General features: G+C 56.7%; 14 protein-coding genes. 1 reads left to right on the top strand and 13 read right to left on the bottom strand.

Translation table 11 applies throughout. The features are described 5' to 3' along the window. Nucleotides 1-2: 2 nt before the first annotated feature. From SIAM614_RS06595 to SIAM614_RS06560, 8 genes are all read right to left on the bottom strand, one after another. Nucleotides 3-269 carry a hypothetical protein gene (locus SIAM614_RS06595; RefSeq protein ID WP_006933055.1) on the bottom strand — a complete coding sequence of 89 codons (267 nt, stop codon included), beginning with the start codon at nt 267-269 and terminating at the stop codon, nt 3-5. Then, on the bottom strand, nt 266-1,879 hold the full coding sequence (locus SIAM614_RS06590; protein ID WP_006933052.1) for a phage portal protein: 1,614 nt from the start codon (nt 1,877-1,879) through the stop codon (nt 266-268). Before SIAM614_RS06590 ends, SIAM614_RS06595 begins: the two co-directional genes overlap by 4 nt. Continuing rightward, entirely contained in the window at nt 1,858-3,822 is a 1,965-nt protein-coding gene (locus tag SIAM614_RS06585) for a phage terminase large subunit family protein (RefSeq protein WP_006933051.1), read from the bottom strand. The genes SIAM614_RS06590 and SIAM614_RS06585 overlap by 22 nt, the downstream gene beginning before the upstream one ends. Further along, entirely contained in the window at nt 3,819-4,502 is a 684-nt protein-coding gene (locus tag SIAM614_RS06580; protein WP_157139717.1) for a hypothetical protein, read from the bottom strand. Before SIAM614_RS06580 ends, SIAM614_RS06585 begins: the two co-directional genes overlap by 4 nt. A 144-nt stretch (nt 4,503-4,646) precedes the next feature. Next, the gene (locus SIAM614_RS06575; RefSeq protein WP_208983908.1) at nt 4,647-5,168 is read right to left on the bottom strand and encodes a hypothetical protein; all 522 of its coding nucleotides are present in this window, start codon (nt 5,166-5,168) and stop codon (nt 4,647-4,649) included. A gap of 211 nt (nt 5,169-5,379) precedes the next feature. Then, the gene (locus SIAM614_RS06570) at nt 5,380-6,225 is read right to left on the bottom strand and encodes a hypothetical protein (protein WP_006933047.1); all 846 of its coding nucleotides are present in this window, start codon (nt 6,223-6,225) and stop codon (nt 5,380-5,382) included. A gap of 334 nt (nt 6,226-6,559) precedes the next feature. Then, the gene (locus SIAM614_RS06565) at nt 6,560-8,221 is read right to left on the bottom strand and encodes a primase-helicase family protein (RefSeq protein ID WP_006933036.1); all 1,662 of its coding nucleotides are present in this window, start codon (nt 8,219-8,221) and stop codon (nt 6,560-6,562) included. Continuing rightward, entirely contained in the window at nt 8,218-9,483 is a 1,266-nt protein-coding gene (locus tag SIAM614_RS06560) for a CHC2 zinc finger domain-containing protein (protein WP_006933034.1), read from the bottom strand. The genes SIAM614_RS06565 and SIAM614_RS06560 overlap by 4 nt, the downstream gene beginning before the upstream one ends. A 65-nt stretch (nt 9,484-9,548) precedes the next feature. Here SIAM614_RS06560 and SIAM614_RS06555 point away from each other — a divergent pair, with 65 nt between their 5' ends. After that, the gene (locus SIAM614_RS06555; RefSeq protein ID WP_006933033.1) at nt 9,549-10,820 is read left to right on the top strand and encodes a pentapeptide repeat-containing protein; all 1,272 of its coding nucleotides are present in this window, start codon (nt 9,549-9,551) and stop codon (nt 10,818-10,820) included. Between the two features lie 134 nt (nt 10,821-10,954). On the opposite strand, the gene SIAM614_RS06550 is transcribed toward SIAM614_RS06555, so the two are convergent. The 5 genes from SIAM614_RS06550 to SIAM614_RS06530 are packed head-to-tail and all read right to left on the bottom strand — an operon-like array spanning nt 10,955 to nt 14,046. Then, nucleotides 10,955-12,151 (bottom strand): DNA polymerase III subunit beta, encoded by a 1,197-nt coding sequence (locus tag SIAM614_RS06550; protein WP_006933032.1) that lies wholly within the window; start codon nt 12,149-12,151, stop codon nt 10,955-10,957. After that, the gene (locus SIAM614_RS06545) at nt 12,145-12,903 is read right to left on the bottom strand and encodes a DNA-methyltransferase (RefSeq protein ID WP_006933031.1); all 759 of its coding nucleotides are present in this window, start codon (nt 12,901-12,903) and stop codon (nt 12,145-12,147) included. Before SIAM614_RS06545 ends, SIAM614_RS06550 begins: the two co-directional genes overlap by 7 nt. After that, nucleotides 12,897-13,118, bottom strand: coding sequence for a hypothetical protein (locus SIAM614_RS06540; protein WP_006933030.1), 222 nt, complete (start codon nt 13,116-13,118; stop codon nt 12,897-12,899). The genes SIAM614_RS06545 and SIAM614_RS06540 overlap by 7 nt, the downstream gene beginning before the upstream one ends. After that, nucleotides 13,115-13,609 (bottom strand): hypothetical protein, encoded by a 495-nt coding sequence (locus tag SIAM614_RS06535; protein WP_006933028.1) that lies wholly within the window; start codon nt 13,607-13,609, stop codon nt 13,115-13,117. The genes SIAM614_RS06540 and SIAM614_RS06535 overlap by 4 nt, the downstream gene beginning before the upstream one ends. Next, nucleotides 13,606-14,046, bottom strand: a complete 441-nt coding sequence (locus tag SIAM614_RS06530; RefSeq protein ID WP_040439479.1) for a helix-turn-helix domain-containing protein — start codon at nt 14,044-14,046, stop codon at nt 13,606-13,608. Before SIAM614_RS06530 ends, SIAM614_RS06535 begins: the two co-directional genes overlap by 4 nt. Nucleotides 14,047-14,053 lie beyond the last annotated feature (7 nt).

The raw sequence follows: 14,053 nt of genomic DNA, 5'->3' as shown, positions 1-14,053 counted from the left end.
ATTTAGATGAAACGAAGTCTGCGAGAACGGCCCTGCCGCCCCTTCCCGTTCGCGCGAGCGCACTGCCCTTCGTAGTCGGCAATCAGGCTTTTGAGCTGCGTGACGTTGGCCTTGCTGAAGGTGACCTCTTCACCACCCATGCGGATGATCAATTCTGAAGATCCGCTCGCGACAGCGATCAGACGTTTCTTCAACGCCGTCACAACGTCGCAAGGTGCATTGATGTCGACATCTTCACCGCCGATCTGGATGATCGAGGAAATACTCAAACCTCTTCCTCCTTCGGATCGTCGGGCTCTTCAACAGGTGTGCGTGCAGCTGGCGCTTTAGGTGCGTACGGCGAAGCCATCCCGGCCTCTTCGTATCGGCGATGTGTTTCGAGCCGCTGCTCGAAGAGATCGTCCGGATCGAGCCCCAGATCCGCAGCCTCGATCTCGATAGAGCTTGTGCCGTTGTTCAGCCGCTCGCTCGAAGCTTTGGAACTCTTCAGATCGTCGGCTGTCGGCTTCGGCGGTCCTTCCCAGGACGCTTGCAGGATGGCATCACGGTTCGCAAGGAACGCGCGATACCCGCCTTTGAAGGGAATGCGCCCTTCTCCGATCTCTTCGTCCAGCCACGCTTCATATACGGTACGCTCAACTGGTACCGCACAATGATCGCGCCGCCGCTTGACCACCGGCCAGATGGACGAATTTTCCATCCGCACTGACGAGTAAGTCGCGTTGGTATGATCCATGGTAAGCGCGCCATAGGAGATCCCGATGGCGCGGGCTGTGTCGCGCGACAAAGCATTCGAAAACGGCAGATACTGATTTCCCGGAGTGCCGGCCGCCTTGAAGTCGAGCTTCTCGCCTGGAGCCAGATGTGAAACCTGCGGGTCGCCGCCAATACGGATCTCGGACTCTGCCGCAGCTTCCAGACTGCCCTTCAGGTAGTCGACATATTCGTTCGCGTAGTCAGAAGCGCCTTCGACATTTTCCGACTTCAGGACTTCAAGCGCCTCAAAGGCTTCCATGGTCGGCTTTTCGCTCGTGAGCGTTGCCGCAAAAACGGTCTGCAAAATCGCGGTCTGAAGTGTGGCATCGTCCAGCAACTCGTGCTGGATATGCTTGCGGAACGCGGATGCAAGAACAGAGATCCCCCGCACATCCGTCGCGTCCATCGGATTGAAAACGTGAAGGACAACGTCTCGCCCGGAACGGTCATACGCATCATATTTCCGTTTGACGGTAATACCGGCCTCGCGCTCTTCAAAGAGGTAACCGACAGGCCTGCCGTTTTCGTCCTGGTAGACGCCTTGGTAAAGCCCCTCAACCTCGTTTGTATCCTGGACGAGACGATGGGGCGGTGTCAGGCAGAGTTTCGTGCCGGTCGTAATCCCGTAGCGGCGACGCATAGCCCGAGGCATGTACTCAAGAATGCCGGTGACCTCGCCGTAAGCCATATCCCAGCGAAGGGAGACGTCAACGAGCTGAGACATGGTGAACTTGCCCCGGAAATCCACCTCTTTCCGGTTCTTCCGGTAACGGTTCCAACGCCGCTTTACGAGCCGACGCCATTCCTTGATCTCGTCATCGCTCCAACCCAAACCGGAGAAGTCGGGCGTTGGCGTCATCTTGAGCCCGCTTCCGACCGTGTCGGCAATCACCTGGTCAGCTGCACCGCGGAGCCGTCCGGAATTCTTGATAAGATCCAGCGCGAGCGCCGCGGCGCGTTGCCACGATTGACGAATATCATCCCGGCTTTCGACCAGAGAAACCATGCGCGAGGCAATGACACCGGACCGGGTGTCCCGGAGGTAACGGCTCTGCGGCCGAAAATCGGAACGCGCGCGCAGCGGACGGCCATGCACGTCAATCAGCCCGTTCGTTTTCGCCATTTGCTGCGCGATGCCTTCTCAGGTTCAGGGTTGGTTTCTGGTTCTGTTTCCGGTGCAGGCTCGGGCGCCGGCTGGCTCAGGAGATCCTCGAAATCGCCCTGCGCCTCTTTCGGGAACGTTTCCCGTTCAGCCTCGTATTTGTCCCAAAGCAATTCGGGCATGTCGCGAACACCAAACCGAAGCGCCGCCGCCTCTGCCTGGTTCATGGTGTCGAGGGCTTCGTTCGCCTGCTTTGGGTCTTTTTCCCAATTGTAGACGTCAAAACCATCCTTGTTTTTCTTCGAGACACGACGCTCGGCCGTCACCTGCCGGTAATATTCATCGTCCAACCCGGTCGGGAACGCGATGTAACCGGCTGCCAGCGGATCTTCTTTGCGGCAATTCCTGTAAAGCGCCATTTTCATTACCGACGCATTGAAGGAATAGAAGCGTTTCGACCACTTCAGGAGCTTGCCTGTCTTCTTGTGCCGTTCCTTCTTGACCGGCAGAAGCATCGGAGCGCTGTCGGAATTGTTGCCGCGAACCATCATCACGACGCTGGCCGGGTGTTTCTTCACCCATTCCCAAACATCTTCGGTGTAGGCGTTGCCGTCGATGGCAATCCGATCAGCAGAGATTTTCCGGCCATAGGCATTCGGCCAGGTCTGTTTCACCAGGACATTTAGTTTTTCCTGACAGCTATCTTCCGAGATATGCCCAGGAAAGACGCCATACTGGATAACAAACCGGTTCTTGTTCCGGCCCCAACCAACGACCTGCCATTCAACTCGGTCGTCCTGACAGTCAATCCCAATCGTTAGGATCAACGCGCCCGCAGGGACACGGCCTCGGGGATAGTCCGAAACTGCCCCGCGATCCCGAAGGCTTTCCCAAGGTGGCGCTTCGCCCTGCGTCTGAAAGGCAATGCCGACGACGTCGTTCATAAACGTCTGTTCGCTTGCCGGATCGCCTTTGGCTTTCAACCAGGCGCGGGCAATCCGCTCGAACGTTTGTAGGACCGAATAGGCAGACCAGATCCAGAAAGAGCGATGCTGACGCTTCGCCTTCGGGTTCTGAGCGCGCCATTCCAGGTGCTTTGTCAACTCAGACCGGTGATGCTCCTCAATTGCCGCGCCGCAATCGGGCGCTTCGCAATAGAAACAAGCATTCTCCGGGTGCTCTTCATCCAGATGGGCAAGCATGTTTTCCCACCTGAGAACCTGCATGTGACCGCAATGCGGACACGGAACGTAAGGAAGCTCCTGACTTCCATCTTCAAAGTTGCGCGTGATCCGGCAACCCGGCATCACAAGCGGCGTAGAGATCTTGAAGATCTTGGCAAATTCGTGTGCCTGGCTGCGGCTGTCGGCCTGCGCTTCCGGGTCGCCGGCTGTGTTCGTTTCCCATTTAGCCAGGTCATCCTGCACCTGACGCTTCATCGTCACCTGGCTGAGCGATGCCGGCGAGTTCGCGCCGGAGATCTGGATCGCTCCACGGCCATCCACCCGCTCCTTGTAAAGAACGGAGTCGCTGCCATCGCGAGACGATTGCGGAAACAGCGCCTTCAACGATGCCGAGTTCTTCAGCATCGGCGACAGCTTCATCTTCGACCAGCGCTTCGCGTTCCCCTCAGTCGGATGGACATAGAGGAAATCAACCGGGTCCATTTCAATGGAGCCGCAGGTGAAGATGTTGGCGAGCACGGTGCCGCCAAGCTGCGCGCTCTTTGCCAGCGTCACTATCCGGCAAGGATCGTCGGGCGACAGCGCACGCAGGATCTCGTCAAAATATCCGAACAGGTTCCGGTTGTAGTTCCCCTTGAAGGGGCTTTCACGCTCGGAAAAGCTGACCTTGTTCTCGGCGTAATCCAGATAATCGACAGGCGGCGGCGGGTTCAAAACCTCAGACAGGGCCTCCAGCGACAAGCGGCGCGGGTTCGCTGTGTCGACTGTGAGGCAGGTCATTCTTCTTCGCTGGTCTCGATTTCCGACTTGATCGTTTCTGGTTCTTCTTCCGCCTGATTGCGGGCGGCCTTCGCAGCCTTCGCGCGGATCTCCCGGAATTCACCCCGCAGGAGGTGAAGAACATCCCTTGAAGGCACCTTGAACTTGCCGGCGACAGCGTTGGCGAAGTCCGGCAGGCTGCCCTCAAAAATGTCGAGGAGCTTGCCGGCCATCTGGTTCATTTCCGCCTTTACCGCGGCTGTCTCGGTAAAGCGTCCCTTCCTCTTCTCTTCTTCCTCCGCAGCCTTCCGGCTGGTGATGCGCGCCTGCAGGAGCTTTTCCTGCTTGAGCTGATCCTCAACGGTCGGGCCCGTGTCTTCTGGCGGAGGCCAGGCAGCCGGTGAACGTTGCGGCGGACCTGGTTGGAATGGCAGTTCGCTTCCAGCTGGATGCGGCGGCGGGGCTGGCGGTTGCTGGAGGCGCGTACCAAGGCCGTTGCCCATCATCTGGCCGATATCCAGCTTCATGCGAAGCTGCGCCAATGCTGGCTGAACCCGGATCTTGGCGCGGCGGCCCTCGCCATCCAACGCCTCACCGGAAAGCTTGCCTTCGCTGATGTATTGCGAAACCCGGCCCGGAGTGACGCGGATCAGTTGCGCAAACTCTCCTTTGGACAGGGTTTCCGGCATAGGTGCGTCCACCGTCCAGATCCCCTCAAGTTCTCAACTTTAGAAGTTTAGCCCTCAACTTTAATTTTAGGCTTTGAATTTAGCGTCAGACTGACGAGATCTCGGGAGCTTCCCGCCCGTGGCGGGGCGAGGCCCGGTGTACGGTCCCTAAACCCTTCAACTGAAGACCTTGCCTGTCTCGCGCTTCACCTCATGGATGACGCGCATCGGCAAGACCTTGGCGACTGTTGTTTGCCATGCCTCGGCACTCGCGCCCTTCACCAGTTCCCTCGGCAAGATAACGCCCGACTTCTGCTTCTTGATCGGCAGGCGTCCAGAACCCGAACGCGCATAGACATGCCCGCCCATGTTGAGAGCGACACGAGACGGAAACTTTCCGCCCTTGATGAACGTGCCCTTGAAGATCTTGCGCTGACCGAAAGGCCTGGCGCTCACACCTCTGCGGGTTTCCCTTGCATCGAAATGCTTGAGGGCGATATCCCCGCCCCGCGCCTTGATCCGGTATACGAGCGACGAGGCCGACGCCCGAACCGGGACCATGGCAGCCCGGACGGTTCGCAGTTTCAGGCCGGTTTGCTTTACCAGCGCACGGCCCGTCCTGGTCCGCCCCTGCGATCCCGCCCGGTTCAACGACCGCGATCCAATCAAACGGATCGTCCGGCCCGAAAGTTTGGACATGGCACGATCCAGCTCCCTGATGCCGGTGACATCAGACCAATACATACCGAGCATGCGAGAACCTCAGATCAGGGTTTGATCGATACAGTCAAAAAGCTGCGCATAGCTGTCGATACGATCAAGCGTGCACATGGCAACCCCAACAAAAAACCCCGCGGGCGTTGCCAGCGGGGTGTGAACCTTTTTCAGTGCGGTTTTTGTATGTCAAGCGTCAGGTTGCAGTCAAGGATATTTTTCGCGCAATACGGATCGGGCGACCTCTCAACCGCTTCTCGGTGTCGACAACGCTCCACGGTTCTGCAGGCCTCGGGGTCATCACGGGCTCATAATCGGTGAGACTATTCCCAAGCATTTCAACGAGTTCACTAAGGGCAGCCAGCCAAAGCTGATACTCGCCACGCTTCACCAACGCCTCGTGCGGATCGGGATGCAGATATTTCTTCTGATACGCACCACGCTTCGGGCGCTTCCGGTATTTGTCCCAGCCATCATCCTTCTCAACCTGTGCAGTCACGCGCGTGCCGCCATCGTCATAGTACCGGTGCTTGACCAACCGAAACCAGACCGGGCCGCCGTGCTCTCCGCAAACAGTCAGCAGCTCAGGCGCTTCGCAACTTCCATCCGGGCAGCCGCCCATGATCGCGTAAGTCTGCACCAATTGACCAACTGGACGCTGCAGCCAACGCTGCCCCTGACCATCCACGACAGTCAGGCTGTTCACAGCGCCATTGATTGCGTTCCGCCCATGCTCGCCGAAGACGGCCAGTTCCGGCATCGGGCACCAATCGGGCGGCAGATCGAGATCCAGAAAATTGAAAGAACAAACTGCCTCATGCACCTTCATGGCATCGGGATGCACCACCTCATCAAATCGTGAGAATTGACGGTCAGGTGCCCTGCCGGAGGTATCGACCCTGGTGCCCAGCAGCCCCAGCTCAATGATGGCAAGGAAATTCGAGCCAGCCACCGCGCTTTGAACCCCGTCACGAGCCCCCTTCGGCAGCTCTTCGCAATACGCCCACTTCAGCAGCTTTTCGATATCGATGCGTTTCTTCATGCCCAAGCCCCGGCTTTGCAGGATTTAAAGTGGTGGTCCATATGGTCCATAGTGGTCCAGTTAAATAAAAGACTATATGGACCGGTATTCTCATTGCCCTTCAATGACTTAGCGCAGTGGTCCAGATGGTCCGGGCAAACCAGCCATGTAAAGAACAGGGCCAAAGGGGTACATCGCCAAACGGACTTCACGCGCGCGCGGGGCGTGATTTTGTGTGGACCACGTGGACCATATGGACCAACCGTTGATTTCATTGCGTTTTCTCGGTCCATACGCGGGCGCGTGGTCCATGCTCCGGGTGGACCGGATGGTGGTTTAAGCCGTTCTACCCCTCTCATCCTGTCTCTCCCGAAAAAGATTGCTGGCTTTGAAAGGACGTGTCTCCATGGTCAATCGGCCAGTCAACGGCCTGCCCCACGGCTTCCTCGAAACATTCTCGGCACGTTGCGAGGTCCGGGAACACATAGGCACGCTTGCGTGTCGCCCCGTCTCGGGGGCGAACGTCCTGCAGGCGCGGAATGAGCTTGATGAGCGATTTACCGAACTGATTGAGATCAGCCCTTCGCTTGATGCCAACCTTGTCGGCCGATGACAGGTATTCCTCGTAAAGGTGTTGCTTGATGACATAGTCGGACGGGTTCCAACTATCGTCCGCTTTCAGGATCGCACCTTCATAAAGCCGCTCGAAAATGAACTGATCGACACTGTCGAGCGATCGCAGCTTTTGTTGCAGCAGCGCGCCCGTTCGCGGGATCTGGCGCAGGTTGACGGAATTCAGATCGAAAGCCAGCAGATCAGCCAGCAGCGCCTGGCGCCCGCCCTCCTCCAGCTCAGCCATCATTTCACCGAAATAGCCGTGGTTTTCCTTGGCGTTTGGCGCACAGTCCAACACGCAATACCGTCGTTCATCCTTGCCGGCCGGCACAACCCAGTCCTCGTTGGAGGTCATCATGATGCGCACGAAGTTATCGAGCCGGTACGGGTCAACACCCTTCGACTCGATCATCTGCGTTTTCGAGGTGATCAAGCCTTTGAGACGGCCTTCCGCCACCTTGTCACCCGCCCAAACCGCCTCTTCAGCCTGAAGCAACAGACACGCGCTCATGTGCGCGTTGAACTGGCCGGTAATGTACCGGGGATCATCCACCTGGAAGAAATGCGGCGCAATCAGACTGCCCATCACTTCACCCATGATCGACTTGCCGGTGCCCATCAAGCCGCGGATGACAAGCGCCGTGCCCGGCCGTTCGCGCGGCCGCTGAAGCATGTGTGCGAACCAGGCGAACACCCAGCGGAACAGCTCGGTGTCCTCGTTGCAGATGTTGGTCAGCATGTGGTCCTTCAGAACCGACCATGACCCGGCCTTTGCATCAGGCCGATAGGAAAAGCCCTGCCAAAGATTGAGGTACCCGCGCGTTCCCGCCTTCCCTTCCGGGTTCGGAAAGAACTCGATGCCGTCATACTGCCGGCGGTGGCGCTCCGCCTCCCATCGCTTCGACCAGGACACGGTCTTGATCTTGCCGTCCGCCCCCATCACCTGCGTGGGTTTGTTGTTGTAGAGCCGGTGGAACGAGTCCACCTGGACGACGCGCACGCGGTCCTCTTCCTTGGCATGCGGCTGTTCGCGCACCATCGCAACCTTGGAGCCGATCAGGACAAGCGACCACTCCGAATTCATCTTTTCAAGTGAGTAGCCCCACTCTTGCGGCACTGGAGCACTGGATCCGGTGTCATTATCCGTATCATCTACCTGTTCCGTCAGAACGTCATCGTCATCGTCCGTTGTGCCGGGCTGGCTGGCGTTCTCGATCAGCGTGCGGATGTGATCGAGCCCCCTTTTCCCAGCGGGAACAGAACCGTCTGAAGGCGTTTCCCCCCTTTGGCCCTGATCTGCCTCGGCCTCGGTTTCCGTCGCTTTTTGTGCCGACAGCTCATCAAGAAGCTGCCTATGCTTGTTGGATTTTTCAGCGGCAGTCGTCTTTTTCTTCTCGGTCACGACGCCCCCATCAAAATATCATTGTAGTCCTGCCCTTCGGGTGCCCAGGCATCGAACTGCCGGCGCCCGGGTTTCGCCCACCTTGCATTCGCGCGCGCCATCACCTGTTCGGCGGTAAAGCGGTCACTGTCGCCATCACCGAGACGGACAACTTCCTCGACCTGGTCGGGAATGGTCAGCGCCCTCGGGTCATCCGTATCCGGGAAAGGCCCCGGCACCTTGAGCGGCCGGCCAGCCCTGTTCTTCAGGTGCGGGTGCGCGATCGTCTCAATGGCCTTGCCACCCATGGATTGCAGATCAATGGACACCCAATAGGCCGTTCGGCTGAAAACATCGGTTCCGTACTCGGCCAGGGCGACAGACGCAGTCGTCTCCCATCCCTCGCCAACAACCAGCCGGGTGAAGCCTTCAGGCTGCAACAGTTTGATGGAGGCGTTGCGCTTCGAGCCGCGGATCTTCTTTGGCGCGATCAGTGACGGCCTTCCATCGTCGCGCGGCTCGGCATATGGGTCTTCCAGCTCAATCTTCCGCCCTGGTCGACGCGGGTCGAAATAGGTGATGTGCACACCGGCAAACGAACCATCCGGCCCGGTGATCGGCGCCAGCATTGCCGGCCCGGAAAACAGCACGAAAAACTCCTGCCGTTTCTGGCCCGGCACCGGCCGCGAGTGCCAGTATTTGAAATGCGGGTGAAACCGCAGCGGCAGAACGAACGGCAGCGGTGCCAATCCGCGCCCCCGCAGATAGCCAACACCTTCCGTGCCACCGACGCGGCCGCCATAGCCCCAAAGCTTGAAGGCCTTTTTGATTTCGTCCTGGCGACGAGCCTCGGCAAAAGCCTCCTGCTCTCTCCGCTTGTCCTCTGCCCGCGCCTTGTCTTCGGCGATCTTTTCCGGGCTCAGCGGCTCCGCTTCAGCATTGCCGCCAAGCCGCTCCATTGCCTCAACAAAGGAAAGCCCCTCGACGTTCTGCAGAAACGTGAACTGATCACCTGTCGCACCACAGCCAAAGCATTTGTATCGATGCTCACGATCAACGCAGTGAAATGACGGGCTGTTCTCCGCGTGGAACGGGCAGCACGCCCAGAAGTCGCCAGCGTTGGCGCTCGTCTTCGCCCTGTCCCATGTCACGTGCCGGCCGATGATGGTCGAGATCGGATTATTCGATTTTACGCGTTCCTTCTCGGCTTCGGAATATCGCCGGAGAGAAGGCGTTTTTTTTGCTGAACTCCAAACATAGTTCTGGGGATCGCTAAGACTCATGCCGCCCACCGCTTGCTGGTCTTTTGAAAACCCGGCAAGTTGTCTTTCTCGATGGAGACAACCGCATGAAAATTTATGGGCTTCGGTTGAAAGAAGCGATCAAAGAGAAAATCAAATTCGCTAAAGCGAAACTTAAGCACTTCAAGAGATTTCAGATTGTTTTCGCGTCGGTAGCTGTAGCTATTTTGGCCCCAACTGTCCTCATATTTGCTATCTCGAGCTTCGTCGTCTTTTTCCAGTTTTTGTGGTTGCCAACGTGGGGAGTTAACTCCCCAAACTCTAATCTGCTCGAAATCTGGCGAGTAAGCGCATTCATTAGTGCCGGCGTAGTAGGTGCAGTATTTGCTTGGTGGCGGAGTTCTATCGCTGATCGACAAAGGCGAGTTTCTGAATTGGCGCTCAATGTCGACCGGTATCAAAAAGGCGCGCTCATGCTCGATAGTGAAATTCTGTCGATACGGCTCGCTGGCGTAAACACGCTTGGAGCTCTTGCCGCCGATGGAGGAACTCGAAATTTTTTCGTCGTGAATGACCTGCTTTTTAGTTTCGTGAGGGAACGTTCTAAAATGCGAAAAATTGAAGAACGAGAGACGTTCGGAAAAGCGAGGGAGGTTGTGTTCGTTAGGGAAATGGAACCGCTGCCATCCGATGTGAAAGTTGCACTCGAAATTATTCAGGAACTTCAAGCCGTAGCGCCGGCGGGTGGTATCAAAGATATACATCCAGACCTTAGTCGAAGTATTCTTGATAACGCAATTATACGATCCATTGCCTTTTACGGCGTAGATTTGAGTGAAGCGAGTTGCATTGATGCAAAATTCAGCGACGTAACTTTCGAGGACTTTCTCTTCGATCGAGCTAAATTTGATAAGAGTGAATTCGATAGGTGTAAATTTACCAATCAGACCCAAAGCAACAAAAAGCGTAGTTACGAAAAAATACCTAGTTTTTCTGGAGCCACGTTTCGCAATACCATCTTTGAGAGAATCTCTGCTCGTCGTTTGTTTTCCGAGAAGGCGCTGGACCAGCGTTTTGCAAACTGCTCCTTCAAAAATTGCGACCTTAGCCGCATTACAATTGACCGTTCCGTTCTGTTTCGTTGTAATTTCCGCGAAACTCAAATTGGAACAGTGACTTTTACAGATAACTTTGATCGAAAATCGGTGCTCGACCTTACTGGAACATGGTGTTGGGCTGATGAAATTCCATCGGGTCTCTCGGAAGAAGAGATCCAGAAGATCACGACAATAGATCGATCTGAAAATGAAGACTATGAGTATCGTCGAAGGAAAGCTTTGTTCGGCGATTTTGAAATGCCGACAGTCAAAGAACCATAAAAAACTATGAACAGCGCAGCCGATATTACCGCTTGAACCTGAAGCTATCAGCGCATCTAGTCCCTTCTTTGATATGTGTCCTTCGTTTAGCCTATGCAGAGACGACGGATAAAAATAGAGAACATAGACCGTCATTACGCCACCTGCGCGACGGCGTCGGCGTCGTTATCGCCACCGCGGGAGAGTGCAAGCAAGGACGTGCTGGTAGAAGCCTTGCCGCCCCGCATGGGCATGATAACCATAAGGGCCTTCGACTCTTCATGCCGCATAACCGTAGGAGTGCCTGATCCTTCGGCAGTCAGCTCGACCTGGTCCGCAGAAAAGTTCAATCGGCAAAGTTCTTTGATATATCCAGAATTGCCTGACCAGATGCCACCGCTCAACTTTGTCCAGTCGATAGCCCTACCGCTCTCGATGCGCTCAGCACATTCCTCACCCCCCATACCCTCACTGGAGACGATCGCCAGGTCGCCGGCTGCGTTTGTGGCAATGTCGACGCAGAAACTTGCACCGGCGCGCTTCCTACAGCCTCTTCCAAGTTCCAAACGGTTGAGAATTGAGACCATTTCCAAAGGCTCAAAAAACAGCCTTGGCGAACCAGGTGGAATGGTCGGCACCACACGCTGCCAATCAGGGAACGTACCGTCGATCAGTTTGCAGCGGAGATACCCTCCACCCGGCAGAACAAATTCCATTTTCTGTTCGTGAAGAAGAACCTTCTCCGGCTCGCAAAGCCTCAGCAGTGCGACGATCATCGCGCGGGGCAGGATCGGGCTTCCATCACAATCATGGGCGTAATCATGCGCGATGAGCCGATGACCGTCAGTGGCGACGAGCACACCGGTATCGTCTTTGTCCCGTCCGAAACAAACACCGTTCAGGTAGTAGCGCGTTTCTTCGGTCGACATGAATGACTGGCAAGCCTCCAATGCAACGAGAAGACCTTGGGGCGAAGCAATCTCGCGCACGTCCTCAGGCATCGAAAAACGAGGGTAATCAACAACGGAATACGAGGGCAGGAAGTATCGGCCGCCCTGGAACGTCACGAACACCCCGCCGTTCTTGTATTCGGTGTCCTGCAGCCTGACAGACCTGTCGGCGGGGAGTAGCCTGACCAGATCATAAAGCTGGTTGAACGGAATGACCGCAGACCCTTCGCATTTCTTCACTGCGAATTTGACCCGGATCTCCATATCCAGATCCGTTGCGATAACCGCCCCGTCCTCGATCAGGACAGCACTAAGGATCGGCAACGTGCTCCTGCGCTGGATTGCCGGTTTGACCGACATCAGAGCGGTTTTCAGCTCTCCTGCCGTGGTTTCGATCAGCATGCCTGTGCTCCTCTGTTTTCCAAGAAGGTTTCGAGGTCGCACTGATGTCCATCTATGGCGCGCTCAACACGCCGCCGCGCGGTCTCGAAGTATTTCGGGTCGATTTCGACCCCGACGAAGGGGTTGCCGGTGCGCACGCAGGCGACAGCGGCGGTCCCTGATCCCATGAATGGATCAATCACGGCTTCGCCTGGACGGGCGGAGTTCCGGATATAGGCCTCGACCAGCGGAACCGGCTTTTCGGTCGGGTGGTCGGTAACGTCGCGGTGCGGAAACGGCACAAGCTGTTTGTCGCCGCAATTGGCGATTTTCCGCGCCCTGCCCCGGTAGAGATACAGAATAAACTCAAGGTTCTTCATGTAGAACCGGTTTGCCGTCGCGGTCTTCTTGTCCCAAGCCAGCATATTGTGAAACTTCAGGCCGGCGGCAAATGCTTCGCGCTGCGCCTCAAACTGGTTCTTGTCATTGGCAAACGCATAAACGTCCGCATCCTCTGCCAGGCAGCTCACAACAAGCTGCATGATCTCTTTCCACGTGATGTCGCATACCATGAACTGACCGGAGTTGTCATAGTCAGCCATCCAACCGCCAGACATCACCTTGTGTTTTCCTGACGACCGCGCCGCGCCTCCGGATGTCAAACGGTACGGGGCATCGAAACAGGCGACAGGAAAACGGCGTCCGAGCTTTGGAACAACGTCGCGCGCATCCCCCAGGTGCAGCTCAATCTGTCCGCCCAAATACGTCAGCACGACCGAACCCTCCGGTCTTCCGGAAAGAGGTGCGGATGCGAGATGACGGCAGCCAGCGCTCCAAGCTCTTTCAGAACCGTCATGCGCGCCGCAATCTTCTCTTCGCCATCGTGCGACGGCTCATAGACATCTTTCGGCCCTTCAGGGTGGAAAACCCACAAGACAACAGCAGCCGGATCCAACTGCGAGATTTGCTCAGCGGTCATGCTTTTCATTCCGGGTCTCCTTCGGTGCGTCCGAGCGGCGTCAGCGCGTAGGCGCGGCCTTCGCGGGTCAAGAGGTCGGCAGAAACAAGAAATTCGAGGGCCTTGCGCACAGCGGTCGGGCCGACGCGCAGGTCCATTGCAGCGCCCTCGACAAAGATGCGATCGGGTCCGGCATCGAGGTCACGTTGGGCCTGGCGCAAAAGCGTCTTTTCCAAACCGGACAGCGGCGGCATTGTGCCTGCCCGCCAGACAAACAGAATGTCGCCATCCTGATCGCGGCGCGCTTTTAGCTGCCGTGCGCATAAGGCGATCTCGACAATGTCGTGCGCTTCAAGGAACAGGAGCCCGTGATAGCTGGCGATATCAATGACGCGGATACCGTCCGGATGCCGCTTGGCGAGATAGTCCATCGCGACGGGGTCGATCACCTGATCGGACTTCCGGACAAAGTCATTCATCGGAGCGAGCAAATCGGGAAGGATGCGCGGAGACTGGTTCATTGCACACACCCCCAATTGCCTGACGGGAGTGTGCAGTGCTTCAGCAGTTTTGCTTTATTTTCGGGTGTGAGGTACCAACCCCAGCCCCACTTGGTACTGATATCGATACCAAGTGGGCGCAGGGCCTTCCTTAGTTGACAGATGTAAACGTCAACAACTTTCGAACTCGGCTCTTCCCCTGCCCGATCGCTGAAAAGCGCCGCCATCGCAGCGTCTTTTGTCATCAGGTTTCGAGCAAGAAGGCACCGCAGGACGGTCGCCCAGGTCTTTCTCAAATGCCACTCAAACGGAAACTCCATTTCCGGCTTGATCAACTGACTCTTAAGGTACTCAACCTCATCTTCAAGCGCCTGAATGCGCGCATCTTTGATGTCGAGCTTTTCGCGCAAAAGTGCTTCTGCGCTTCTGCCGCCATGACGAAATGCAGAAACGCTCATAGCGCCA

Origin of the sequence: Roseibium aggregatum IAM 12614 (assembly GCF_000168975.1) — a bacterium.
GTDB lineage: Bacteria > Pseudomonadota > Alphaproteobacteria > Rhizobiales > Stappiaceae > Roseibium > Roseibium aggregatum.
The sequence above is the reverse complement of the archived record's forward strand: the minus strand, read 5'-3'. Positions and strand labels throughout refer to the sequence as shown.